Origin of the sequence: Thiopseudomonas denitrificans (assembly GCF_002866065.1) — a bacterium.
In the GTDB taxonomy this organism is placed as follows: domain Bacteria; phylum Pseudomonadota; class Gammaproteobacteria; order Pseudomonadales; family Pseudomonadaceae; genus Thiopseudomonas; species Thiopseudomonas denitrificans.
Genome location: NZ_LNJZ01000003.1, coordinates 281174 through 305816, shown reverse-complemented (window position 1 = coordinate 305816; position 24643 = coordinate 281174). Strand labels below are relative to the sequence as shown.

General features: G+C 59.9%; 17 protein-coding genes and 1 pseudogene. 7 read left to right on the top strand and 11 right to left on the bottom strand.

The annotated features are described in order from the left end of the window. Window positions 1–433: 433 nt before the first annotated feature. From metF to AR306_RS02710, 6 genes and pseudogenes are all read left to right on the top strand, one after another. Window positions 434–1282, top strand: a complete 849-nt coding sequence (gene metF / locus AR306_RS02735) for a methylenetetrahydrofolate reductase [NAD(P)H] (RefSeq protein ID WP_101496011.1) — start codon at window positions 434–436, stop codon at window positions 1280–1282. A 281-nt stretch (window positions 1283–1563) separates the two neighbouring features. Continuing rightward, window positions 1564–3465 (top strand): DEAD/DEAH box helicase, encoded by a 1902-nt coding sequence (locus AR306_RS02730; RefSeq protein WP_101496010.1) that lies wholly within the window; start codon window positions 1564–1566, stop codon window positions 3463–3465. 348 nt (window positions 3466–3813) lie between these two features. Next, a pseudogene (locus tag AR306_RS02725) lies at window positions 3814–5780 on the top strand (BCCT family transporter). 938 nt (window positions 5781–6718) lie between these two features. Beyond that, window positions 6719–8728 carry a DNA helicase Rep gene (gene rep, locus AR306_RS02720; protein WP_101496009.1) on the top strand — a complete coding sequence of 670 codons (2010 nt, stop codon included), beginning with the start codon at window positions 6719–6721 and terminating at the stop codon, window positions 8726–8728. A 92-nt stretch (window positions 8729–8820) separates the two neighbouring features. Next, window positions 8821–9255, top strand: a complete 435-nt coding sequence (locus tag AR306_RS02715; RefSeq protein ID WP_101496008.1) for a nucleotidyltransferase substrate binding protein — start codon at window positions 8821–8823, stop codon at window positions 9253–9255. Then, window positions 9248–9565, top strand: coding sequence for a nucleotidyltransferase family protein (locus tag AR306_RS02710; protein WP_101496007.1), 318 nt, complete (start codon window positions 9248–9250; stop codon window positions 9563–9565). Before AR306_RS02715 ends, AR306_RS02710 begins: the two co-directional genes overlap by 8 nt. Here the strand turns inward: AR306_RS02710 and AR306_RS02705 are convergent. The 7 genes from AR306_RS02705 to nosR all read right to left on the bottom strand — a co-directional run bounded on the left by AR306_RS02705 (window position 9549) and on the right by nosR (window position 18595). Beyond that, the gene (locus AR306_RS02705) at window positions 9549–10574 is read right to left on the bottom strand and encodes a hypothetical protein (RefSeq protein ID WP_101496006.1); all 1026 of its coding nucleotides are present in this window, start codon (window positions 10572–10574) and stop codon (window positions 9549–9551) included. The two genes, AR306_RS02710 and AR306_RS02705, sit on opposite strands and share 17 nt — an antisense overlap. 100 nt (window positions 10575–10674) lie before the next feature. Next, complete coding sequence (locus AR306_RS02700) at window positions 10675–11268, bottom strand: nitrous oxide reductase accessory protein NosL (RefSeq protein ID WP_240622458.1); 594 nt, start codon at window positions 11266–11268, stop codon at window positions 10675–10677. A gap of 5 nt (window positions 11269–11273) precedes the next feature. Continuing rightward, the gene (locus AR306_RS02695) at window positions 11274–12104 is read right to left on the bottom strand and encodes an ABC transporter permease (protein WP_101496004.1); all 831 of its coding nucleotides are present in this window, start codon (window positions 12102–12104) and stop codon (window positions 11274–11276) included. Beyond that, window positions 12104–13015: an ABC transporter ATP-binding protein gene (locus AR306_RS02690; protein WP_101496003.1), complete on the bottom strand. Its 912-nt coding sequence runs from the start codon at window positions 13013–13015 to the stop codon at window positions 12104–12106. The genes AR306_RS02695 and AR306_RS02690 overlap by 1 nt, the downstream gene beginning before the upstream one ends. Beyond that, a complete protein-coding gene (locus AR306_RS02685; RefSeq protein WP_101496110.1) occupies window positions 13012–14283 on the bottom strand; it encodes a nitrous oxide reductase family maturation protein NosD in 1272 nt (423 codons plus the stop codon). Before AR306_RS02685 ends, AR306_RS02690 begins: the two co-directional genes overlap by 4 nt. A 180-nt stretch (window positions 14284–14463) precedes the next feature. Next, a complete protein-coding gene (nosZ, locus tag AR306_RS02680; protein WP_101496002.1) occupies window positions 14464–16383 on the bottom strand; it encodes a TAT-dependent nitrous-oxide reductase in 1920 nt (639 codons plus the stop codon). 37 nt (window positions 16384–16420) lie between these two features. Continuing rightward, window positions 16421–18595, bottom strand: coding sequence for a transcriptional regulator NosR (gene nosR / locus AR306_RS02675; protein WP_101496001.1), 2175 nt, complete (start codon window positions 18593–18595; stop codon window positions 16421–16423). Window positions 18596–19086: 491 nt separating this feature from the next. Between nosR and AR306_RS02665 the strand changes: the two genes are divergently transcribed. Next, a complete protein-coding gene (locus tag AR306_RS02665; protein WP_101495999.1) occupies window positions 19087–20283 on the top strand; it encodes a multidrug effflux MFS transporter in 1197 nt (398 codons plus the stop codon). A 68-nt stretch (window positions 20284–20351) separates the two neighbouring features. Here the strand turns inward: AR306_RS02665 and rpoH are convergent, their stop codons facing one another. The 4 genes from rpoH to ftsY all read right to left on the bottom strand — a co-directional run bounded on the left by rpoH (window position 20352) and on the right by ftsY (window position 24507). Next, window positions 20352–21209, bottom strand: a complete 858-nt coding sequence (rpoH, locus tag AR306_RS02660) for an RNA polymerase sigma factor RpoH (protein ID WP_101495998.1) — start codon at window positions 21207–21209, stop codon at window positions 20352–20354. A gap of 165 nt (window positions 21210–21374) precedes the next feature. Continuing rightward, window positions 21375–22388 (bottom strand): permease-like cell division protein FtsX, encoded by a 1014-nt coding sequence (gene ftsX, locus AR306_RS02655; protein WP_101495997.1) that lies wholly within the window; start codon window positions 22386–22388, stop codon window positions 21375–21377. Continuing rightward, complete coding sequence (ftsE, locus tag AR306_RS02650) at window positions 22388–23056, bottom strand: cell division ATP-binding protein FtsE (protein ID WP_101495996.1); 669 nt, start codon at window positions 23054–23056, stop codon at window positions 22388–22390. Before ftsE ends, ftsX begins: the two co-directional genes overlap by 1 nt. After that, entirely contained in the window at window positions 23053–24507 is a 1455-nt protein-coding gene (ftsY, locus tag AR306_RS02645; RefSeq protein WP_101495995.1) for a signal recognition particle-docking protein FtsY, read from the bottom strand. The genes ftsE and ftsY overlap by 4 nt, the downstream gene beginning before the upstream one ends. Between the last annotated feature and the right edge of the window lie 136 nt (window positions 24508–24643).

Here is a 24643-nt window from a genome sequence, read left to right as displayed (position 1 = left end):
TGCTGTGGTGCATAGGGGATGTCTGCTGTAGTTGCGCAAAGACGCCGCAAGTACGTCCCTGTAGGCTCCGCAACGCCATCCTTGGCGTTGCAGGCTTTGCTTCACTACAGCAGACACCCCACATACACCGTGCAGGCTGGGAGTTTGGGGTGCGGGCTGCACGCTAGGTGCAACATTAACCAGCACCTTTATGGTTGATGGTTATGGCTGGATTAGTCTCGCCATCACCAAGCGTGCAGATTGCACGGAGTTTGTAGCAGCAGCGGGGTGCAGGTGTAGCAGGGCTGTGCCGCCAGGGATGGCGGCGCCAAGCTTACATGGACGTACTTGCAGCGACCCTGCGGAACCTGTACCCCGCTGCTGCAACCACCATCACCAAAACACCCAACTGCACAGCAAAAACAACAGAACAAAGCACAAAAGAGATAAAACCATGTCAAAGCAACGTTTCAGCTTCGAGTTCTTCCCGACCAAGACCGAAGCCGGCCACGAGAAACTGCTGGCCACGGCCAAAGAGCTGGCCGGCTACAAACCCGAGTTCTTCTCTTGCACCTATGGTGCCGGCGGCTCCACCCGTGACCGCACCCTGAACACCGTACTGCAACTGGACAAGGACACCGGTATTCCTACCGCTCCGCACCTGTCCTGCGTCGGCGACAGCAAACAGGAGCTGCGCGAGCTGCTCAACCTCTACAAGGACAACGGCATCAAGCGCATCGTTGCCCTGCGCGGTGATCTGCCCTCAGGCATGGGCATGGCCAACGGCGAGCTGCGTTACGCCAACGAACTGGTCGAATTCATCCGCGAGGAAACCGGCAACCACTTTTTCATCGAGGTCGCCGCCTACCCGGAGATGCACCCCCAGGCCCGTAATTTCGAAGACGATCTGCAAAATTTCGTGCGTAAAGTACAAGCCGGCGCCAACAGCGCGATCACCCAATATTTCTTTAATGCCGACTGTTACTTTTATTTTGTCGACAGAGTGCGTAGACTTGGCGTCGATATTCCAATCGTGCCCGGCATCATGCCGATCACCAACTACAGCAAACTGGCACGTTTCTCTGATGCCTGTGGTGCCGAACTCCCCCGCTGGATCCGCAAACAGCTCGAAGCCTACGGCGACGACAGCGACAGCATCCAGGCGTTTGGCACCGAAACCATCAGCAAGATGTGCGAACAGCTGCTGCAGGGTGGCGCACCCGGACTGCATTTCTACACACTGAACCAGTCCATACCCAGCCTGGCCATTTGGAATAACCTTCAGCTCAGTCAGCGCCAGTAAGCGCATGCAAGCGAACATCCTGTCTGCACAACCTGCAGACAGGAAACAGACGACCCGTCAACGGTGTTCGCTACACGACTCCATGCACACAATGCAACACGTGCCAAAGCATGCAGCGCTGCCCGTCATTCCCGCTGAAGCCATGATTTTCAACAGACAGTTGCCATCCGGTATTTTTCCTGGCGCAAGGCCAAATACTTCGATGGAGTGAATATTCGCTGACTGTCTGATTTTATACATTGCGCCCATCAATCGGCACCGCCGATTCACAGGAAGACTGCATGTCCTTTGCTTCACTCGGTTTATCTCAAGCCCTGGTTACCGCCGTGCATAACGCCGGTTATGAAACGCCCACCCCCGTCCAGCAGCAGGCCATTCCGGCCGCCCTGCAGGGACAGGACCTGATGGTTGCCGCCCAGACCGGCACCGGCAAGACCGGCGGCTTCGCGCTGCCCATCCTGCAAAAAATCTTCGCCGACAACCAGGAGCCGGCCCGCCTGCCAAAGCAGACAAGGGTTCTGGTGCTGGCACCCACCCGCGAGCTGGCCGCCCAGGTTGAAGAAAGCTTTCGCCTGTATGCCACCCAGCTGCCGTTTCGCAGTGCCTGCGTGTTTGGCGGCGTTGGCATCAACCCGCAAATCCGTGCACTGGCCAAGGGGCTGGACGTACTGGTGGCCTGCCCCGGCCGCCTGCTCGACCTGATCGGCCAGAAAGCCGTGGACCTCAGCGCCGTTGACACCCTAGTGCTGGACGAAGCCGACCGCATGCTCGACATGGGCTTCATCCATGACGTGAAAAAGGTCCTGAAACAGTTGCCGGCCAAGCGCCAGAACCTGCTGTTCTCTGCCACTTTCTCCAAAGACATCACTGCACTGGCCAACCGCCTGCTGCACAACCCGGTACGCATCGAGGTGACACCGCCCAACACCACGGTGGAGCGCATCAAGCAGAGCATGTTCCTGATCCCCGCACCGCACAAGCGTGCGCTGCTGGCCCACCTGATCACCATGGGTGCCTGGGAGCAGGTGCTGGTATTCACCCGCACCAAGCACGGTGCCAACCGCCTTGCCGAGTACCTGAGCAAGAACGGTCTGCCGGCTGCCGCCATTCACGGCAACAAGAGCCAGAATGCCCGCACCAAGGCACTGGCCGACTTCAAGGCCAACGAGATCCGCATTCTGGTCGCCACCGACATTGCCGCCCGTGGTCTGGACATCGACCAGCTGCCCCACGTGGTCAACTACGAGCTGCCCAACGTCGAGGAAGACTACGTACACCGCATTGGCCGTACCGGCCGTGCCGGCCGTCCGGGCGAAGCCGTGTCCCTGGTTGCCCATAGCGAGCAGAAACTGCTGCGCGACATCGAGAAAGTCACCGGCCAGCGCATCCCCGAAGGTGACTGGATGGGCTTTGACATCAACCAGGCCATCGAAGCCGGCCTGAAAGCTGAAGAAGCCGAACAGGCCGAGCAGGAGCCGGTTCGCAACCAGCGCCGGCAGGCGGGCGGCAAAAGCCAGCGCAACGACCAGGAATCCCGTGGCCGCCGCAAAGGCCAGCAGGATGCCACCGACAACAAACAACAGAACAGGGGTCGGCAAAAAGCTGCCGCAACCGCCGAAGCCGATTCCGGCAACGAGCAAGGCAAGGGTCGCAACCAGCGCCAGCGCAACCAGAACCGCGACAGCAACCCCCGCCAGACCACGCGCAACAATCGCAATACGCACAATGCTGCCGGCAAACCGGCGCTGCCACCCGATCGTGATCCGGAAGAGTTTCTGGATGACGAAATCGACAACTTCGGCAACAGCGTCGACTACGTCAGCCCCTACAAGAACAAGCCCGGTGTCGCCAGCGGTAACCGTGGCCGCCAGCAAGCCCCCAGCGAACGCCGCCCGCGGGCTGCACGCAACAACAACCGCAGCCCTCAGCAGGGTGCTGGTGCCGGCCGCAACAACACTGGCCGCCGCCAGAACCAGCGTCATCAGCAAAACCCCGACCTGTTCGTCAAGGCCGACCCGACACCAGCCTATATCGCCGCCAAACGCGAACGTGAGCAAGCCGGCAACGCACCGCTGATCATCCGCAAGGGCGAGCGTCTGCCCAGCCTGGAACAGCTGGAGCAACTGGAAAACGCCCGCAGCCCGAAAAAGGAGCGCCCCGCCCTGCTCGGCTTGCGTGACTGACGGCCGCCGGTGAAAACGATTGCCTGCCATGGCAGGCAATCGTTCTTGTACAATCTATCCCCCTCTGATGAAAAAGACGGTTCCTGATAGCTCGCGGAAGCCTTTTTGCGCTTTTGCGGTCATTTTGCTACCCTGTATCCCGTTTTTATCGCGACCTGCCCCAAATTTCCCGTCAGCCGGGATTGCGGGCTACTGCCGGAATGTAAGGAATACGGCTTGCCATGCAGGCCATTAGTGACTGATTATCAAGTCGACTACCGGTTGGCACCAGGAGGTGCTGTCTTTTTTATCTGCCGTGCAGATATCCATCGAGCCAGGTACTGACCCTGTCAGTCACAAGGAGTCCTCATGCAAACACCCACGCAACGCAGTGGGACCATCAACCCACCCGTCTTTTATATTTCGGCCGCCATCATCATTACCCTGGTGATCTTTGCCAGTGCCGCCCCCGACGTCGCCCAGACCGCGTTTGGCGCAGTGCAGGGCTGGATCATGGAGAACGTCAGCTGGTTCTACGTTCTCACCGTTGCCCTGATCCTGATGGGCATTGCCTTCATGGCCATGAGCCGTTATGGCGACATCAAGCTTGGTCCCGACCACAGCACCCCCGATTACAAAAACTCTTCCTGGTTTGCCATGCTGTTCTCCACCGGCATGGGCATCGGCCTGATGTTTTTCGGTGTCGCCGAGCCGGTCATGCACTTTCTCACTCCGCCAGTTGGTGAGCCCGGTACGGTCGAGGCGGCCAAGGAAGCGATGAAACTGACCTTCTTCCACTGGGGTCTGCATGCCTGGGCGATTTATGCCATTGTCGCGCTGGTGCTGGCGTTCTTCTGTTACCGCCATGGCCTGCCGCTGACCCTGCGCTCGGCGCTCTACCCGCTGATCGGTGAGCGCATCTACGGCCCGATCGGCCATGCCATCGACATCTTCGCCATCATCGGCACCGTATTCGGTATCGCCACTTCGCTGGGTTTCGGCGTGTTGCAGATCAACAGTGGCTTCAACTACCTGTTCGATCTGCCGGTCAACGAAACCATCCAGGTCATCCTGATTGTGGTCGCCACCGCGCTGGCAACCCTGTCGGTGGCCAGCGGGCTGGACCGCGGCATCAAGATCCTGTCGGAAATCACTCTGGTGCTGGCCGTCATCCTGATGCTGCTGGTACTGGCTTTCGGTCCGACTGCCTTCCTGTTCAAGTCCTTCGTGCAGAACACCGGTAGTTACCTGTCCGAAATCGTCAGCAAGACTTTCAACCTGTACGCCTACGAGCCGACCGACTGGATCGGCGGCTGGACGCTGTTCTACTGGGGCTGGTGGATTTCCTGGTCACCCTTTGTCGGCATGTTCATTGCCCGCATCTCCCGTGGCCGCACCATCCGCCAGTTCATTACCGGCGTACTGCTGGTGCCAACCGGATTCACTCTGGCGTGGATGACCGTATTCGGCAACACAGCCATCGACATGATCCTCAACCGCGACATGGTGGAACTGGCCGAAACCGTCAGCGCCGACTCCTCGCTGGCGCTGTTCAACTTTCTGGAACACTTCCCGCTTAGCAGCGTGCTGTCGCTGGTGGCGGTAGCCATGGTGTTCTTGTTTTTTGTTACCTCGGCGGATTCCGGTTCACTGGTAATCGACATGCTCGCCTCCGGCGGCCAGATCAACACTCCGGTGTGGCAGCGCATCTTCTGGACTTCATCCACAGGTATCGTAGCCATTGCCCTGCTGCTCAGCGGCGGCCTTACGGCCCTGCAGACGGTTACCATTGCCAGTGCCCTGCCGTTCTCGGCGGTATTGCTGGCGTCCATGTGGGGCCTATTGCGCGCACTGCACATTGACTCGACCAAACGCATGCTGCTGCAACAGTCCACTGCCAGCCGCAGCAGCAACGTGTCCTGGCAACGCCGCCTGCGCAACATGGTCAGTTTCCCGCGCCGTGCCCACGTCAACCGTTTCCTCGACGAGGTGGTCAAACCGGCCGCCGAAGAGATTGCCATCGAACTGCGCAAGCAGGGTCTGGAAGTTGAGGTACGCGAAGGCAAGGAAAACCGCGTGCAGTTCGAGGTGCAGCACAATGCCGAGGTCAACTTCCTCTACGAAGTACGCCCGCGTGCCTATCTGCCCCGGACTTCAGCTGCCAGGATGACGACGAGGCCTGCGAACTGGAGCGCAAGTACTTCCGTGCCGAAGTGCACCTGCTGGAAGGTGGCCAGGATTACGACATCATGGGTTGGACCAAGGATGAGGTGATCGAGGATATTCTCAGCCAGTACGATCAGCATATGCACTTTTTGCATGTTGTACGGGAGTAGGTTTTGCACTGCTGTGAATAGGCTGGTCGGGGTATTGCATCAGGCTGCCGCTGGTTCGGTCCTTCGGCCCAAACCGCTAAAGGCCTGACGCAACACCCCGACCAGCCAACGTCACCTTGTGCGGGTGGGGAGATTGTGGCCCGCCTTTGGCGGGCTGCTGTCGCATGGAAGCCCGTCGGCAGTGGTTTCACTGTCGTCACCCTGTGTGGGGCGAGGCATGATTACGGGTTGATGCCATATCTGCTCTTCGACATTGCCCGACTTGATCGGGCAACCTGTAGGTGCGAATTCATTCGCACAAAGATCTACCAAATGTCCGGCTGCGTCAGCCATTGTTCGAATAAATTCGAACCTACAAAGCGGCTCGCACAGAAATGTGCTTCCGTGGTGCTATTTGATGACGATGTAAGGTCAGCCACACCAGTAACCGCCCATCATCGGCACCCTGCACGAAGTCGCAAGGGCCAATGTTTGATCTGGCAAAATGGATTCTGCGACTCCGCTTCGCTGCGCGCAGAATGGCGGAAAAGTGCAAGGAGACAGCGACTGCTAACTGCTAACTGCTAACTGCTAACTGCTAACTGCTAACTGCTAACTGCTAACTGCTAACTGCTAACTGCTAACCAAAACATGTGGCCACAGCTTCCAAGCAGCAACAACCCGTTCCAAACAAGCGCACACAACCAGCATCCAACACGCGACAGCAGGCCGCCACAGGCGGCCCCAGTCCTTCCCCCCCCGCACAAGGGACCTTTGGCTGTGGTGTTGTCGGGTTCAGGCCTTCAGCGGTTTGGTCCGCAGGACCGAACCAGCGGCAGCCTGTAACCCGACAACACCACAGCCCTACCCCGCAGTGCAAAAATCACGTCCAAACCCCAAACCCCCGGCACAATGCTAGAATCCATCCCCCGCTACATCCCCTACCGGAAGCCAGAAAAATGAGCCGTCTCAACCCCCGCCAGCAAGAAGCTGTCCACGCCATCAGCGGCCCGGTGCTGGTGCTGGCCGGCGCCGGTTCCGGCAAGACCAGCGTGATCACCCGCAAGATCGCCTATCTGGTGCAGCAGTGCGGCATCTCCGCCCGTCACATTGTGGCGGTGACTTTCACCAACAAGGCGGCACGGGAGATGAAGGAACGGGTCGGCTCGCTGCTACGTGGCCGCGAAGGCCATGGCCTGACGGTATCCACCTTCCATAACCTGGGCCTGAATATCATCCGCCGTGAACATGCGCTGTTGGGTTACAAGAGCGGCTTCTCAATCTTTGACGACAGTGACGTCAAGAACCTGCTCACCGAGATCATGCAGAAGGAATACGCAGGTGACGACGGCGTGGACGAAATCAAGAACCTGATCGGCCAGTGGAAGAACGACCTGATTCTGCCGGAACAGGCGCTGGAGCAGGCACGCAACCCGAAGGAGCAGACCGCTGCCGTAGTCTACATCCACTACCAGCGCACGCTGAAAGCCTATAACGCGGTGGATTTTGACGACCTGATCCTGCAGCCGGTCAAGCTGTTCCAGAACCATCCCGAGGTGCTGGACAAGTGGCGCAACCGCGTGCGCTACATGCTGGTGGACGAATACCAGGACACCAACGCCAGCCAGTACCTGCTGGTGAAGCTGCTGGTAAAGGAGCGTGCACAGTTCACCGTGGTCGGCGACGATGACCAGTCGATCTACGCCTGGCGCGGCGCGCGACCGGAAAACCTGATGCAGCTCAAAGATGACTTCCCCTCGCTGAAAGTGATCATGCTGGAGCAGAACTACCGCTCCACCGGCCGCATCCTCAAGTGCGCCAACACGCTGATCGCCAACAACCCCCATGTATTCCAGAAGCAGCTGTGGAGCGACATGGGCTTTGGCGACCCCATTCGTGTGCTGCGCTGCCGCAACGAGGACGCCGAGGCCGAGCGCATCGCTGTCGAGATTCTCACCAATCACCTGCGCACCGGTCGGCCCTACAACCACTTCGCCATCCTCTATCGCGGCAACTATCAGGCCAAGCTGATGGAGCTGAAACTGCAGGTGCACAAGATTCCCTACCGGCTGACCGGCGGTACCAGTTTCTTCAGCCGCCAGGAAGTGAAGGACCTGATGTCCTACTTCCGCCTGCTGATCAACCCGGATGACGACAACGCCTATCTGCGCGTGATCAACGTGCCGCGCCGCGAGATCGGCTCTGCCACACTGGAAAAGCTCAGCGCCTATGCTACTGCGCGCAAGGTCTCACTGTACGAAGCCAGCGCCGAACTTGGCCTGCGCGAACAGCTGGCCGAGCGTTACACCGAGCGTCTGGCCCGCTTCAAGCACTACATGGACAGGCTGCGCCAGCGCTGTTTCAGCGACGACCCCATCGCCGCGCTCAACGAGATGCTGCTGGATATCGACTACGAAAACTGGATCCGCCAGAACAGCTCCAGCGAAAAGGCCGCCGAGTACCGCATGGCCAACGTGCAGTTCCTGCTGGAAGCCCTGAAAAACACCCTGGAGCGTGACGACGAAGGCGAGCTGACCATCGAGGATGCCATCGCCAAGCTGGTGCTGCGTGACATGCTGGAGCGCCAGGAAGAGGAAGCCGAGGGCGCCGAAGGCGTGCAAATGATGACCCTCCATGCCTCCAAAGGGCTGGAATTTCCGGTGGTGTACATCATGGGCATGGAAGAGGAAATCCTGCCGCACCGCTCCAGCATAGAGGCGGATACGGTCGAGGAAGAGCGCCGGCTGGCCTATGTCGGCATCACCCGCGCCCGCGAGAACCTGACCCTGACCCTGGCCAGCAAGCGCAAACAGTATGGCGAGGTGATCGACTGCACGCCGAGCCGTTTTCTCGACGAGCTGCCGGCCGATGACCTGATCTGGGAAGGCCTGGAAGAAGCCCCGCCGGAAGTGAAAAAAGCCCGCGCCGGCAGCGCCCTGGCCGATATGCGGGCGATGCTGGGCGGCTGAGTCACAGAACTCTTTCTGTTATTGTAGGAACGCTTGGCACTCTACGCTGTTGAGCAATCACTTCATGCTTAAACCAATGAGGCAAGCACGCCATGAGACAGGAAAAGCTGCAGCTCCAGCCCTTGCAAAACGCCGTTTCATCACTGACAGATGCGCTGGCTACCGTGGCTGACTCCACATGGTTTGAGCAACAGCAGCCCCGGGTGCAAAACACGCTGATTGCCGGAGTCATCCAGAACTTCGAATTCGTATATGAAATCAGCACCAAAATGATCAAACGCCAGCTCGAGCTGGAAGCCATTTCACCCGAAGAAGTGGACCAATCAAGCTTTCGCGACATCCTGCGTACCGCGGCAGAAAAGGGACTTATCGATGATGTTGAGGCCTGGTTCCGCTATCGCCTGATGCGCAATATCACCTCGCACACCTACAAGCACGAGAAAGCCAGGCAGGTTTATGAAGGCACACTAGTGTTTATCAAAGATGCCCGCGCCTTGTTGCAACAGCTGGAAGCGCGCAATGCCTGATCTGCCAGATATCGACATCACGACCAGTCAGTGGCATATCGTACGCTCCATCCTGCAAGCCCATGTGCCGGAATACCCTGTCTGGGCGTTCGGCTCACGCGCCAAACACACTGCCAAGAAGCATTCGGATCTGGATCTGGCAGTCATTACGGAGACGCCGTTGAGCCTGGATACCCTGGCTGCTCTGACTTCCGCTTTTAGCGAATCAGATCTGCCATGGAAAGTAGATATCCTTGATTGGGCCAGTATCGACAGCAGCTTTCAGGACATCATCCGCAAGGACAGGGTTGAGGTCATGGCTGGCCGCTAGAAAACTCATCCACCAACGCACGCACAGCCGGGCTGGAGCGGCTATGGCTGACAATCACCACATCCAGTTCCAGCGCGGCGAACTTGAGCAGGGCCCGGCGCAGGCCAGCCATGATCCATTCACGGTCATTGCCGAAGGCACCACCACCCAGCAGGGTCAGGAAGACCCTGTTCTGCCCGTTTTCCAGCAGATTCTGCATGGCCACATATAAAGTCGCCTCATAGGCGGCATCCAGTATCAGGCAGGCAAACTCGCGCCATGATTCGGCCTGATGCGGTGAATAGGCTACCGGCAGGGCGCTGCAATACGCCTGGGTGACATGGTGCCGGCAATCCGGCAGGGTAACCTGCGCATCCGACTGGATGCCGATGCGGACCAGACCGGCCAGCGCGTCACGGGTGCTTTCATCGGCCTGTTGCAGCAGCTGTGCAATCTGCTCCAGCCCCTGCTGGCTGGCCTGCACATAGCCATTGCTCATTTGCCAGAGCTGGCCCTTGTCATTGCCCAGAGCACGGCCCAGCTCGGCCAATGCATCAAACTGCAATGTGGCCGTCTGACCGGTCTGCCCGGACAGGGGCATGAAATAATTGCGCCAGATGGTCCCGGCACCACAGGCAATGGCACAGGCCGGTCCCTGGGTCTGGTCCGCGCCATAGATGCCGACACCCTGCTCCGGCGTCACCTGCGGCGAAACCATTTCCAGCAGGTTGAACTGTGATGCCACCTGGAACAGCGCACCGGCATTGGTCGCATCAGCGTGCAGCTGCAGCACATCGGCCACCTGTTCGCGTACACGCAATCGTAGCGGGGGATTTTGCTGGCCAAGCTGCTCCAGCTGCTGGTCGTATTTGTCGCGCAGCTTCTGCAGCATGGGCGCGGAAAACCCGCCACAGTCCCAGCTGTTGCCATTGGCCAATGAAGTCAGCCGCCGGCCCTGCAGCTGCAACTGGCTACGGACCTGATCGGGAGATTGCTCGGCAAAGCCGGTAAGTTGCCTGAACCAGTTCATGAGTGACACCCTGAGACGTAGACCTGAAGAACTGCATCATGCCAGCCTCTCGGCACGAACGCATGCAGGCCGGTATCACAAAGCTGACACCAGATGTGAGTTAGTCCCTTTCTTCGTCCTGCTCTTCCTCGTCATCCACACCCATGGCACGGCGCAGTTCGCGACCGTGGCTGGCGGCGTACTCGTGACCGGCCTGGCCGATTTCCTGCAGCACGGCAATATCCACCTGGTCAAAGGTCAGTACACGGCCGCCCTTCTCGTCGACCAGTTTCTGCGCGGCGCTCTGGTCGGCAAAGGACACCAGCGTCGGGCCCATGGCACCAATCAGGTCGGTGCCGGTGACATACCAGGCCTTGCGTGCATCCACCAGATGCTCGTCTTGCGGCTGGTCCCAGTGCGCAACGGACATGTCGTGGACGTAGATCTGTGCCTGCAGGGTCTTGTTTTCCGGCTGCAGCCACCAGGCAAACAGGTCGGTGGTGGAACAGAACTTGAGGGTTTCACCGTTGTGTTTGTTGATCGATTCGGCCTTGGGCCCCGGCCATTCCATGATGATCATGCCGCACACATGGCACTCGTCACCGGAGTGGATGGCAACCGGATCCAGATTGATATCAGCCCTCTCCTGCTCCTGGCAGCCAGTCAGGGCCAGCGCCAGTACGGCAGAGAACATCAAGGTAAACAGTTTTTTCATGGTCATTACCCCAGTCGTTTGGCAAAGCGCCAGTGCGCCAGCAGTAAAATGGCGACGACCCAGCCGGCCAGACATGCCCAGAGCACGGCAGCTCCGACCGGCAGGTCGCTGGCCAGCGCCATCACGCCCATGCCCTGGCCACCGGCTTCGAAGCCGCCCAGGTTGATCAGCCGGTAGATGTCGGTCGGGTTGAACAGCAGCAGCCAGGGCAGCAGCTCGGGGCTGATGCGCCCTTCGGTCACCACCAGAATGGTCAGCAGCGCCAGGTCAAACACCAGCACGAACAGGAACCAGACACCCAGCGCCAGACCTGCGGCGGTGCTCTTCTCGTTGGCATGGCTGCTGAGCACATAGGCAAAAGCCAGGAACACCAGCCCCAGCAGGATCGAGGACAGGATGAAGCGGCCAAACGAGAACACCAGGGTGCCAATGGAAACATCCGGCACCCACAGGGCGATGGCCACCGCCGCGCTGCCAAAGCCGATCAGTGTGGCCAGGCCAAGAATGCAGCCATGCCCGACGAACTTGCCGGTCAGCAACTGGCCGCGGCTCAGCGGATAGGTCAGCAGCAGCATCAGGGTGCCGCCTTCCTCTTCACCGACCACCGCATCGTAAGCCAGCATCAGGGCGATCAGCGGCATCAGGAAAGTCGCCAGGCTGGCCAGACTGGCAATGGTGGCCGGAATCGAGGTGAAACCGACCTGCCCGGAGGCTGCGGCACCAAACCAGGTGATGCCCACCGCCAGCACGGCAAACAGGATGCTGATGGCCAGGATCCAGCGGTTGCGCATGCCGTCGCTGAATTCCTTGCGTGCAATATGGTAGATCTGTTTCATTACTGCTGAACTCCTGCCACACCCACGGCACTGGCCTTTTCCATGTAGAAACGGTAGATGTCCTCCAGCGACGGCGGACGGATCTCGATGTCTTCCAGCGGCAACTTGAGCAGCTCCTGCAGCACCGGCAGTTTGGCCGCAGCCGGCACGCTGAATTCGTGCCAGTCGCCGGCCAGCGGCTGGTGCTCCAGCAGCTGCGGATGCTCAAAGCCTGCACCCGGCCCGTTGATGCGGATGCGCACCGGCAAGCCGGCCTGCTCGCGCAGCTGCTGCAGGTTGCCGACCGCTTCCAGATGGCCACGGGCCAGAATTACCGCCTTGTCGATATAGGGTTCGACTCCCGGCAGCACGTGGGAACAGATGATGATGCTGGAACCTTCGTCGCGCAGCTGGCCGATCAGCCGGTACAGCTCGATGGTGGCGATGGGGTCCAGCCCCACGGTGGGCTCGTCCAGCAGCAGCAGTTTTGGCCGGGCCAGCAATGCCTGGGCCAGGCCGAGACGCTGGCGCATGCCCTTGGAGTAGGTCTTCACCCGTTCGCCGGCAGCGGCGGTCAGGCCGACCTGCTCCAGCAGACCAAGCACCTGACTGTGATCGGCGCCTTTCAGGCGGGCGAAGTGGCTGAGAGTCTCGTAACCGGTCAGCTGCGGGTAGAACATGACGTTTTCCGGCAAAAAACCGATCTGCTGGCGTACCTGCGCGTCGCTGGCATCGCCGCCCAGCACACGGACCTTGCCGCCACTCTGGCGGATCAGGCCCAGGATCAGGCGCACCGTGGTGGTCTTGCCGGCACCGTTATGGCCGAACAGGCCCATGATCTCGCCGGCCTGCAGTTGCCAGCTCATGTCATGCAGCACTTGCAGCTTGCCGTAAAACTGCTGGACCTGTTCCAGCTCGACAACAACACTCATGAATCTATTCCTTGCTTCGGCGGCATCTGTGTCGGCCGCATCAATGGATGGCTGTCCTGTACGCCCGGGTACTTGACCACCGGAAAGGCACGCTGCACCCAGCGCAACAGCTCGATGCCGGGGCTGTGCATCAGCAGGCGCACCTGCGGATAGGTCCACAGCAGGCGGTCGACGTTGTCGTTGGGTTCATAGGGCACATCGCCAATGCCGTCGGCATTGCGGTCCCAGCCCAGGTAGTCGCTCCAGAAGTTGCCCTGGCCTTCGTGCGACCACTCCTGGTTGCGCAGGGCCACGTACTTGACCTGCTGCTCGTTGTTGTAGAAGGCGTTGTGGTAGATGTGGTTGTCTTCCGAGCCGGCGGTCAGATGTACGCCCATGGCGCTGTTGCCGAAGGTGTTGTCGGTGATGACATTGAACAGCGAGTTGAAGATGAACAGGCCCTTGCCTTCGGCTCCGCTGATATGGCCATCGGCGTCACCCACACCGGACTGTACCGCCGTGACATGATTGTTGCGCACGGTGGAATAGGTCAGGTAGTTGAGCAGGATGCCGTAGTTGTCATCGTGGTCGGAATAGTTGCCCTCGACCATCAGCTGGCGGCTCTGCATCAGCGCGTAGCCGGTACGGGTGCGCGTGGTACGGTTGCCGGTGACCGTGCTGCGGTGGGAGAACATGTAGTGGATGCCGTAGCGCAGGTCGTGCAGGTCGTTGTTGGTCAGGTCGTTGTCGTCGGCCGCCTCGATGTAGATGCCGTCACGCACATGCCAGACCTTGTTGGCGTTGATCAGGCAATTCTTGGTGGCAAACACGTGAATGCCGTTGCCGCGGTCGGCCGAACGCAGCTGCTCATAACCCTGTACATGGTTGTGTTCCACCCGCACATTGCGCACGGCATCCATCCAGATACCGAAGCCCGGCCCATGCAGGCGGTTGTTGATGATCTGTGAATCCTTCGCAGTCCGTTCGATGAAAATGCCGGAATCCATTTCGGTCAGGTTGGTGCCCCAGTTGATCATGCGGCAGCCATCAAAGATGACGCCGGGGGCCCGGATGTTGATGGCGTTCTTCTGGCCCTGGGCATCAAACACTGCCCCTTCCTCACATTCAAGATGGATGGGCACGTCGACCACATGGTTGCCCTTGTATTCGCCTTTGGGCAGCTTCCAGTGGGTATCGGAAATACGCTGCAGCGGCAGCGTGGTAACGGATATCAGGCTCTGGTCCGCACCGGGTGGCGCCTGGATCGGAAACAGCTCGATTCCGCGCATCACCTCGGGCACATCAAAACCCGCTTTGTTTTGTAGTTTGTCGGCCCAGGAACCCTGGGCAAAACAGGCCACAGCCACACAGGCAAGCCACGTATTGACTGATCGCATACGCTTCCCCGAATGCAGAGGCATTGAAGCCGGAATGCCCGGCTGGCGAACCAGCCGGGCAAGGGTTGCCGTTTAGCCGTTCTTGGCACGTACCTTCATGCGGCCGGCCATTTCCATGTGCAGGGCATGGCAGAACCAGGTGCAGAAGTAGTAGTGCACGCCAGGTTTGCTGGCAGTGAAGGTGACAGAGGAGGTTTGCTGCGGGCTGATCTCCATGTTGATGCCATGGTTGACCAGGCAGAAACCGTGCGACAGGTCTTCGATATGGTCGAGGTTGGTGACGGTTACGGTCACTTCGTCGCCCTCGTTCACTTCGAACTCGCTTAAACCGAAGGACGGAGCCACCGAGATCATGTAGACACGTACCTTGTTGCCGTCACGGATGACCTTGTTGTCGGTCTCCAGGTTGACACCATCCTGCTTGGCGCGGGCCACCGCACCGGCGAAGAAGGGGTCGTTGCGGTCCCAGACCCGTTTGGTCTGGATCTGATCACGACGGATGATGTTGATGTCGTGCGGCTCGGCAAAGGCGGGGCCGTCATGCACCAGCACCATTTCATCACCGGAGATGTCGAACAGCTGGTCGTTCTCGGCACGCAGCGGGCCGGTTGGCAGGAAGCGGTCCTTGGAGAACTTGCTCAGAACCACCAGCCACTTGCCGTCGGCATCACGGGTCTCGCCCAGGGACGCCTGCAGGTGGCCCGGCTGATAGTGCACGTCGGACTTCTGCAGGATGTAGTTGACCTTCTCGCCCTTGTAGTGGCGAATGGCGGCATCGACGTTCCACTTCACCACCTGGCTGTCGATGAACAGCGAGGAGTAGGCGTTGCCACGACCGTCGAAGGTGGTGTGCAGCGGACCAAGGCCCAGCTCGGGCTCGGCGACGATGACATCACGCTCGTCGCTCAGCTTGTCAGCGAACAGGTCTGGCAGCCTGGCCAGCTCGATCACGGATACGGTTGGTGACAGCTTGCCGTTGGCCACCCAGTACTTGCCGTCCGGAGAGGCGTGAATGCCGTGCGGGTTTTTGGGCACTGGCACGTAGCGGGTGTAGGGGCTGTTCTTGCCGTCCTTCTTGCGGCCGTCGACTACGGGCACCTTGGAGCCGGGCAGGGTGATGAACTTGCCAGCCTTGACGTCTTCTTCGATCTTGTGCAGGTCGAAAACCACCACCCAGTCACGCTCGTTGCGCATCTGGCCGGCCAGGTCGAAGGCCATTTCGGAGTTGTAGCAGGTGGCGCCGGCAAAGCGGCCGGTGTAGTCGGTGGCAGTGTTGTCGAGGTTGCCGTCAACAATGCACTGCCACACCACGTCCATGGTTTCCGCATCCAGCGCGGTGTACATGGTGAAGTGTTCCGCCTCGTCCACCTTCTCGATCAGCTTGCCGTCGTTGGGATGCGGAATGATGAATTCGCCGTTGGCGTAGACACGGGTGGTGCTGGGCACACGCTGACAGTGCAGGCCGTGAATCGACTGGGTGTTCGGAATCAGGGTGACCTTGTCACACTTCATCACATCCAGGCGGATACGGGCAACACGGGTGTTGGCCTTGTCGTTGATGAACGACCAGCGGCCATCGTAGTGACCATCGGTGCAGGAAGATTGCGGGTGGTGGGTGTCACCGTTTTCCCATTCGGCAGTCTCGCCGAGAATTTCCTTGCTCTCGTTGGTCATGCCCCAGCCGGTGGCCGAGCAGCGGTTGAACACTGGTACCCGCATCAGCTCGCGCATGGACGGGATACCGACGATGCGCACTTCGCCTGACTGACCACCACTCCAGATGCCATAGTATTCGTCCAGCTCGGCAGGGCCGACATGGGCTTTGGCCATGGCATCCTTGGCCGGGCTGGCCACCGCCTCACGGCTGGACATGGAAGTTCCCACTGCGGTGGCAGCCGCCAGCGTGGCTCCGGTGGCAGCAGTTGCACCGAGGAAGCTGCGGCGGCTCATGCCGTTCTTTTCAACTTCCTGGGTTATTTTTTTATCAGTCATGACAGACATCTCCTGGTTTGAGCCCCGCCTCGGCGAGTCAGGGCGAAGATTCCAGCTGTACAGCCGGGATAATGTTTACTGCCTGTTTGGCAGCAGGGGCTTCCTTGACCCGCTCGCGGCGTTTCTTTTTCGCCACCAGCGGCGGGCAACGGTCGTCGTTGTAGTAGGTCACCTGGCAGTCGAGGCAGTGGTGACACTCGTTGGCATTGATATGGCCGTCCGGATGGATCGCCTGCACCTCGCACTCCACCGCACACAGCTGGCACGGGGTACCGCACTCCTTGCGGCGCTTGAGCCAGTCGAACAGGCGCAGCTGGGTCGGGATCGCCAGTGCGGCGCCCAGCGGGCAGATGTAGCGGCAGTAAACCTTGCGCGTGAAGATGTTGATCACCAGCAGGATCACGGCATACAGCACGAAGCTCCACTCACGCATGAAGTGCAGCGTGATCGCGGTCTTGAACGGCTCGACCTCGGCGAACTTCTCGGCAGTGCCGATGCTGTCCAGCGAGATCGCGAACAGCGCCAGCAAAATGATGTACTTCACCGCCCACAGCCGCTCGTGCACCGCCCACGGCAGTTCGTACTGCTTGATCTTCAGTGCGCGTGCCGCCTCGTTGATCAGCTCCTGCAACGCTCCGAACGGGCACAGCCAGCCGCAGAACACGCCACGGCCCCACAGCAGGATGCTGATGGCGACAAAGCTCCACATGATGAACATGATCGGGTCGATCAGGAAGGTATCCCACTTGAAGTCGCCCATGAAGGCATGGGTGAAGGCGAACACGTTGACCACCGAGATCTGGCCCAGCGCATACCAGCCGATGAACAGCACCGTGAAGCTGAGGTAACCGATACGGATGCGGTGTAGCAGTTTTGGCCGGCGGGCCAGCACGTCCTGCATGAACAGGATCGCCACCAGTACGACCAGCGCTGCCAGCAGCACGCCGACCTGGAAGCTCTTCTGGTACCAGACCTGCAGCCACAGCGGGCGGTTGGCCTCTTCGATCGCGGCCAGCTCGGCCCTGGTCAGCACCGGGCGCTCGATGTATTCCTCGGGCCACTGGTAGCCCAGCTCGAAGCTGGTGAAGATGCTGTCGATCGGGCCGGTCTGGCGGCGTACCAGCAGCTCGAAACCGAGATTGCTGCCCGGATCGACCGCATACTTGGCGCGAGCGATGAAGATGCCCATCTCGTGAAAATCGGGCATGCCGGCGGCATACACGTCACTCAGGCGGTAGAAGTCCAGGTCGCGGAAGCTGATCACCTCGCCAAACTGGCGCAGCTGGATACGGTCGAAGATGCCGCCGCGCACATAGCCGGAGCCCTTGAACGAGAAGTCGCCGTTGGCCATCACGCCGAACATGTAGTCGCCCGGCTGCAGCTCTTTCATCACCCGCTCGTACTGGCTGTCGCCCAGAATGTTGCGGCCAATGGTCGGCGTGGTCAGGTCGGCAAAATAGAGGTCGATGAAGGTGTTGTCACGCTTGTCCGCCGGGGCGGCGTCAACGCCTTCGGCTTCGGTGCCGACAAAGGCGTCATCCACCTGGCCATAGTTGAGCAGCAGGCGGCGTACTGAGCCGTCACCGGTCAGCGTACTCCAGTCCTTTTGCTCGAACAGGTCCATCCTGATGCTGGAGGGTTTGGGCTTGACGTCGGCATGCGGCTCGACCAGGCCCAGGCTGACCGCCACCTTGTGCGCAGAGGTCATCACCGCCTCGTTGACCACCATCACGGTGACGGTGGCACCGGATACGGCATCAATGGTCACCGCGCTTTCGTCCTTGGTACGTCCAATCACCACGCGCTGGGTGACGTGGATGCCCTGGTACTTGGCGGCAAAGTCATGCAGTTTCTGTTCGGGAATGCCGATCAGCAGGATCGGTTCGTCGTGATACAACACGTAGTTGTCGAGGATGTTGCCCGCAGGGTCGAGGACCACCTGCATGTTCATCGGTTTGCCCGAGTAGGCAGGAATCGGGGCGACATTGATGGTCTCGAAGGCGTAGCCGACAACCTCGTCGCCCTGTTTCAGGGTACGTACCCCGAACTCGCCTTCCTGTTCGGAAATGAAGCTGACACCGGGCAGAACGCTGTCAATGCGCTCCTTCTCCAGCGCACTGGGCGGTTCTGCAAGGGCCTGGCCCGGCAGCAGGGCCAGGGCAGACAACAGGGTGATAATTACCGATAAGCGCCTAAAATACTGGCTTGACATCTTTCACGCTCCCGTACGGAGTATCTTGAAACTGGCATGAAAGCCGCAGCATTGCGCCCGGGCACCTTGCAGGCATTTACCGATACGCCGGCACCCTCTACGACTTTAGTGTGTCTAGATAATCGCGAATCGGGAGGACAGTCTACAAAGTGACATATTGCCGCAGTGGCAACCTCCCCCTACAGGAATCGACGGAAGCCTGTCCGAAAATCATCTGAAGCTGTCACAAGGAAAGAGCAATTACCTTGCTATTCATATAGTTACAAAAAACAAAAGCTTGAAATCCCGGTTTTTCGTCCGCCGTCGCTACGAACGCCCCCGGCGCATCCTGTTTTTTCTGCACAAGGGAACTGCAAAACAACTGATCCAGGTCAAATTTTCCCGACCGCTTGCAGTCGAAAACGACATGTTCCGGCCGGCCCGGCGGTCAACGCATGGCAGTACCGGCAAAAATGTATAATTGATGTCACTTTCTCTGACCCCGGCAAATCATGACTTCTACCGTGCAAAGCATCAGCATGCGGCTGATCATCCTGCTGGCCTCCCTGAACGCACTGGTTGCCGCAGCCATCGACATGTACCTGCCGGCTTACCCGGCAATAGGTGCCGGTTTGCAGATCAGTGCCGGCGAGGTGCAGCAGACCCTGACGGTGTTCCTGATCGGCCTGGCGGTCGGCCAGGGGGTCTATGGTCCTCTGCTGGATCGCTATGGCCGGCGCCAGCCACTGCTGGTTGGCGTCCTGCTGTTCGTGCTCGGCTCGGCACTAGCAGCCCTGGCTCAGAGTTTCGAGTTGTTGCTGGTGGCCCGTTTCATCCAGGCGCTGGGCGCTGCCGCCGGCTCAGTCACGCCGCGTGCCATCATTGCCGATACCTGTGACGTGGATACGGCAGCACGAGCCTTCTCGATGCTGATGCAGGTGATGATGATTGCGCCGATCACCGCACCGCTGATCGGTAGTGCCACCCTGATGTTCGGACCCTGGCAGCTGATCTTCTGGGTACTGGTGATTGCCGGAGTGGTCGCCGGACTGTGCAGCTGGCGCATGCTGCCGGAAACCCTACCCGCGGAAAGGCGTCTGCCGATCTCGGTGCGAAATATCCTGCGCAACTACTTCAAGCTGCTGGCACACTCGCGTTTCATGCTGTTCACCCTCGCGTCCAGTTTCACGGTCGGTGCGCTATTCACCTACATCAACAACTCGCCATTCGTTTTCATCCAGCAGTACCAGCTGTCGCCCAGCCAGTACAGCCTGATCTTTGCCGCCTGCGCCAGCGCCATGATTCTCACCGGTCAGATCAACCTGCGCCTGCTGCGCCTATACAAGCCCCTGCAGGTGCTGTACATGGGGCTGACCGGTTTCGTAGCCGCTTCCGGCAGCCTGAGCATCCTGGTGGTGCTGGAACTGGCTGATGTTTGGAGTTATGCGGTGATCCTTGGCCTGGGCCTGTCGATGCTCGGCATGATCACCGGCAACCTGACTGCGGTGACCATGGGCTATGCGCGGCAGTTTGCCGGTATCGCCTCGTCGCTGATGGGCATGCTGCAATTCCTGCTCGCAGGCTTGCTGGGCTTCATCGTCAACCTGACCCCGACCACCTTGCTGACCCTGCCTGCGGCGCTGGCCGGTTTTGGCCTGACGGCCTTTATCCTGTGCTATCTGGGCTCGCGCGCACCGCTGCGCGAATAGCTCGCAGGCTTATTCCGGGCATGAAAAAAGCGACCTTGATGGTCGCTTTTTTCATGCCTGTAGCAAATCTAGGCCAAGATCGAACCCTTGAGTTTTTTCATCGCCGCCTGTTCGATTTGCCGGATGCGCTCGGCAGACACATCATACTGCGCGGCCAGCTCGTGCAGGGTGGCTTTTTCGTCATTCAGCCAGCGCTGCTGGACAATGTCCCGGCTGCGCTCGTCCAGCTGCCCGAGTGCCTGATACAGGCTGGCGCTTTCGCTTTCGGCGGTGTGTTCGGCCTCATAGCGCAAGGCCGGGTCGTGGCTGTGGTCTTCCAGATACTGTGCCGGAGCAAAAGTGGCATCGTCATCATCCGCATCCAGCGGGTCGAACGTCATGTCATGGCCGGTCAGACGGCTTTCCATCTCGTGCACATCGCGCACTTCCACACCCAGGCTGTCGGCCACCGCACTGGCTTCGTCCTGGGTCAGCCAGTTGAAGCCCTTTTTCTTGCTGCGCAGGTTGAAGAACAGCTTGCGCTGAGCCTTGGTGGTGGCCACCTTGACGATGCGCCAGTTGCGCAGGACAAACTCGTGAATCTCGGCCTTGATCCAGTGCACGGCAAAGGACACCAGGCGCACGCCCTTTTCAGGATTGAAACGTTTGACCGCTTTCATCAGGCCAACGTTGCCTTCCTGGATCAGGTCGGCCTGGGCCAGGCCATAGCCGGAATAGCTGCGGGCAATGTGGACAACAAAACGCAGGTGGGCCATCACCAATTGGCGAGCCGCATCCAGGTCCTGTTCGTAGTACAGGCGCTCACCCAGCTCCCGCTCCTGCTCGACAGTCAGCAGGGGAATGCTGTTTACCGAATGCACGTACGCCTGCAGATTGGCACCAGGGCTCAGCAGCTGTACCGGTTGTAAGGCTGTAGTCGTTGTCATGTAAATCGTCCCCCAAATTCATGGTCTTGCTCACTGAAGAGTCAGACCCGGCCTCTGTGGATAAGTTCAGTTAAACATTGAATATCATGCAGTCATGCCAATATCAATGCACTGCGCAGAGAGTCGCGCTGCCTGTCTGGGCGGAGCGCCGCGACAGCCGCCACCTCAGCTTGGCAACAGCTCGCGCAAGTGGCGCGCAACTGCCAGCCAGGCACCGATGTAACCCAGCAATACTGCACCAATCAACAAAGAAAATCCATCATCAAGCGATACACCGGCCAGCCGGAAATCACTGGCGTACAAACTGGCCAGCTCCGTTACAGACTGATTGAGCCAGGCAAAGCCCCAGACCAGCAACAGCCAGGCCAGACAGCCGCCACCGACACCGTACAGTGCCCCCATATAGAGGAAGGGCCGGCGCACGTAACCGTCGGTACCGCCGACGAGCTTGATCACCTCGATCTCGGTGCGGCGGTTTTCGATATGCAGGCGGATGGTATTACCGACCACCAGCAACAGCGCGGCAATCAGAACCAGGGTCAGGGCGAAGATGAAACGCTCGCCCAGCCGCAACATGGCGGCCAGCCGCTCGACCCACTGCAGGTCCAGCTGCACCTGCTGCACGTGAGGCATGTTTTCCAGGCTGTGCACCAGTTCCTGCAAGCCGTCCGGATCAATCTGCAGCGGCGTGATCAGCAGGCTGGACGGCAGCGGGTTGTCCGGCAGCTCCTGCAGTACCTGGCCCAGTCCGGAAAAACTGGAAAAGTCCTGCAGCGCCTGCTCCCGGCTGATCCACTGCACTTCGGCAATGCCTTCATGCGACTGCAAATCGGCCAGCAATGCCTGTGCCTGCCTGTCCGTGGTCTTCAGTTCAAAAAATACCGAGATTTGTGCCGCCTGCTGCCAGGATGCTCCCAACTGGTTCAGGTTGTTCAACAGCAAGGTCAGGCCCATCGGCAGGCTCAGCGCCACCGCAATCACCAGGCAGGTGAAGAAGCTGCCGAATGGCTGGCGCACAATACGCCAGGCACTGTCGAGAAAACTCGCCCGGTGGCTGTTCAGCCAGGCCTGCAGCTGGACACGGGCTTCAGTCGCCTCGACGGGCGGGCTATCCACCCGGTGACGCTCGGTTGCACCAATACGCTTGCCAGGCTGGTCGGGAGTCAGTTGTGCGCTCATCAGACCGCCTCGCCATCGGCAATCAGGCGACCGCGCTGCAGGGTCAGCATGCGGTGACGCATGCGGGCGATCAGCGCCAGGTCGTGGCTGGCAATGATCACCGTAGTGCCCAGCCGGTTGATGTCTTCAAATACCGCCATGATTTCTGCTGCCAGTTTCGGGTCGAGGTTGCCGGTCGGCTCGTCCGCCAGCAGCAGGGCCGGCTGGTGCACGATGGCACGGGCAATGCCGACCCGCTGCTGCTGGCCGGTGGACAGGTCCGAAGGGGGTTGCATGGCCTTGTCCCTGAGGCTGACACGTTCCAGTGCCAGGCTGACACGGGCATTGATCTCCTCGCGCGACAGGCCAAGGATGTGCAGTGGCAAGGCCACGTTCTCGAAAACACTGCGGTCGAACAGCAGCTGGTGGTTCTGGAATACCACGCCGATCTGGCGACGCAGGAAGGGAATCTGCGAGTTGCGGATCTTGCCCAGATCCTGCCCGGCCAACAGCAATTTGCCGGCGGTGGGACGTTCCATCGCCAGCAACAGGCGCATCATGGTGCTCTTGCCCGCGCCCGAATGGCCGGTAACAAACAGGAACTCGCCACGGCGCACATGCACACTCAATTCATGCAGGCCGACGTGCCCGTTGGCATAACGTTTGGCTACCCGGTCGAAACGGATCATTCGCCGTCCTTGCCGGCAAACAGTGCCCGCACAAAATCCCTGGCGACAAAGGGCCGCAAGTCGTCAATGCCTTCGCCCACGCCAATGAAGCGCACCGGGATATCGAACTGCTTGGCCAGCGCGAAAATCACGCCACCCTTGGCGGTACCGTCCAGCTTGGTCAGCACCAGACCGGTGACGGCCACTGCCTCGTTGAACTGGCGGGTCTGGTTGATGGCGTTCTGGCCGGTGCCGGCATCCAGCACCAGCAGCACCTCGTGGGGAGCCGACTCGTCCAGGCGTGACATCACGCGCTGGACCTTCTTCAGCTCTTCCATCAGGTTGTCCTTGTTGTGCAGGCGGCCGGCAGTGTCGGCAATCAGCACATCGATACCACGGGCACGGGCCGCTTCAACGGCGTCATAAATGACCGAAGCCGAGTCGGCACCTGTGTGCTGCGCAATCACCGGGATGTTGTTGCGCTCGCCCCAGACCTGCAGCTGCTCGACGGCCGCGGCACGGAAGGTATCACCCGCGGCCAGCATGACCTTCTTGCCTTCCTTTTGCAGGCGCGACGCCAGCTTGCCGATGGTGGTGGTCTTGCCGGCACCGTTGACGCCTACCACCAGAATCACCTGCGGTTTCTGGCTGGCCAGGACCAGCGGCTGCTCAACCGGTTGCAGCAGCTCTTCCAGCTCGTCCTGTAGCGCCTTGAACAGTGCATCGCTGTCGGCCAGTTCCTTGCGTTTGACGCGCTGGGTCAGGCGCTCGACGATTTCACTGGTGGCCTCGACGCCAACATCGGACATCAGCAGCCTGGTTTCCAGCTCTTCAAACAGGTCATCGTCAATAGCCTTGCGGCCCATGAACAGGGTCGCGACACCCTCGCCGAAGTTGGCACCGGTTTTCGCCAGCCCCTGACGCAGACGGGCAAACCAGCCCTTTTTGTTGCCGTCATCCGCGTCGGCAGCGGAAGCCACCGGCTCCCCGACGGGTTCGGGTTCGGGTTCGGGTTCGGGTTCGGGTTCGGGTTCGGGAGCATCCGCCACGGCGGGGTGAGTGGCAACATCCGTCTCACCGGCTATCGGCATGTCTGTTGCCGGCTGTTCAGCAATACTGATATCCGCACCTGCTTCGACTACCGGCCCGCTTCCGCCTGCCACAGGTGCAATCCCGGGCCGCCCTTCCCCCAGCCCAAAAGCTTCCAGCTCTGGCTCTGGCTCTGGCTCTGGCTCTGGCTCTGGCTCTGGCTCTGGCTCTGGCTCTACAACAGTTTCCTGCGCAGCTACAGCGGCCGCAACCGGTTCACCCTCAAGCTCGGCCCCGTCAGGCTGCTCACCGGTTATCTGCTGTTCTGCGCTGGCCTCGGCAAGCTTTGGCACAGCCTCGGCTGCGGGCTTTTTGCGGAGCCAGGAAAACAATCCTTTCTTCTGCGGGGGCGTTTGATTTGTGTCGTTACCGGAACCAGACATGGATAATGGCGATCTCAGCAAGGGCTGTTGCCGCCTGTGGCACAACAACCGTGAATGAAAATGCGGTGTATTCTATCATTAGTCCCCCGAATGTCCCAGAAAGCTGCTACGACAAAAGACCAGACCCTTCAGGATT

Bases quoted from the DNA above. Each gene is read 5' to 3' on its own strand.
- metF (WP_101496011.1), top strand. From the start codon at position 434: ATGTCAAAGCAACGTTTCAGCTTCGAGTTCTTCCCGACCAAGACCGAA.
- AR306_RS02730 (WP_101496010.1), top strand. From the start codon at position 1,564: ATGTCCTTTGCTTCACTCGGTTTATCTCAAGCCCTGGTTACCGCCGTG.
- rep (WP_101496009.1), top strand. From the start codon at position 6,719: ATGAGCCGTCTCAACCCCCGCCAGCAAGAAGCTGTCCACGCCATCAGC.
- AR306_RS02715 (WP_101496008.1), top strand. From the start codon at position 8,821: ATGAGACAGGAAAAGCTGCAGCTCCAGCCCTTGCAAAACGCCGTTTCA.
- AR306_RS02710 (WP_101496007.1), top strand. From the start codon at position 9,248: ATGCCTGATCTGCCAGATATCGACATCACGACCAGTCAGTGGCATATC.
- AR306_RS02705 (WP_101496006.1), bottom strand. From the start codon at position 10,574: ATGAACTGGTTCAGGCAACTTACCGGCTTTGCCGAGCAATCTCCCGAT.
- AR306_RS02700 (WP_240622458.1), bottom strand. From the start codon at position 11,268: ATGAAAAAACTGTTTACCTTGATGTTCTCTGCCGTACTGGCGCTGGCC.
- AR306_RS02695 (WP_101496004.1), bottom strand. From the start codon at position 12,104: ATGAAACAGATCTACCATATTGCACGCAAGGAATTCAGCGACGGCATG.
- AR306_RS02690 (WP_101496003.1), bottom strand. From the start codon at position 13,015: ATGAGTGTTGTTGTCGAGCTGGAACAGGTCCAGCAGTTTTACGGCAAG.
- AR306_RS02685 (WP_101496110.1), bottom strand. From the start codon at position 14,283: ATGCGCGGAATCGAGCTGTTTCCGATCCAGGCGCCACCCGGTGCGGAC.
- nosZ (WP_101496002.1), bottom strand. From the start codon at position 16,383: ATGACTGATAAAAAAATAACCCAGGAAGTTGAAAAGAACGGCATGAGC.
- nosR (WP_101496001.1), bottom strand. From the start codon at position 18,595: ATGTCAAGCCAGTATTTTAGGCGCTTATCGGTAATTATCACCCTGTTG.
- AR306_RS02665 (WP_101495999.1), top strand. From the start codon at position 19,087: ATGACTTCTACCGTGCAAAGCATCAGCATGCGGCTGATCATCCTGCTG.
- rpoH (WP_101495998.1), bottom strand. From the start codon at position 21,209: ATGACAACGACTACAGCCTTACAACCGGTACAGCTGCTGAGCCCTGGT.
- ftsX (WP_101495997.1), bottom strand. From the start codon at position 22,388: ATGAGCGCACAACTGACTCCCGACCAGCCTGGCAAGCGTATTGGTGCA.
- ftsE (WP_101495996.1), bottom strand. From the start codon at position 23,056: ATGATCCGTTTCGACCGGGTAGCCAAACGTTATGCCAACGGGCACGTC.
- ftsY (WP_101495995.1), bottom strand. From the start codon at position 24,507: ATGTCTGGTTCCGGTAACGACACAAATCAAACGCCCCCGCAGAAGAAA.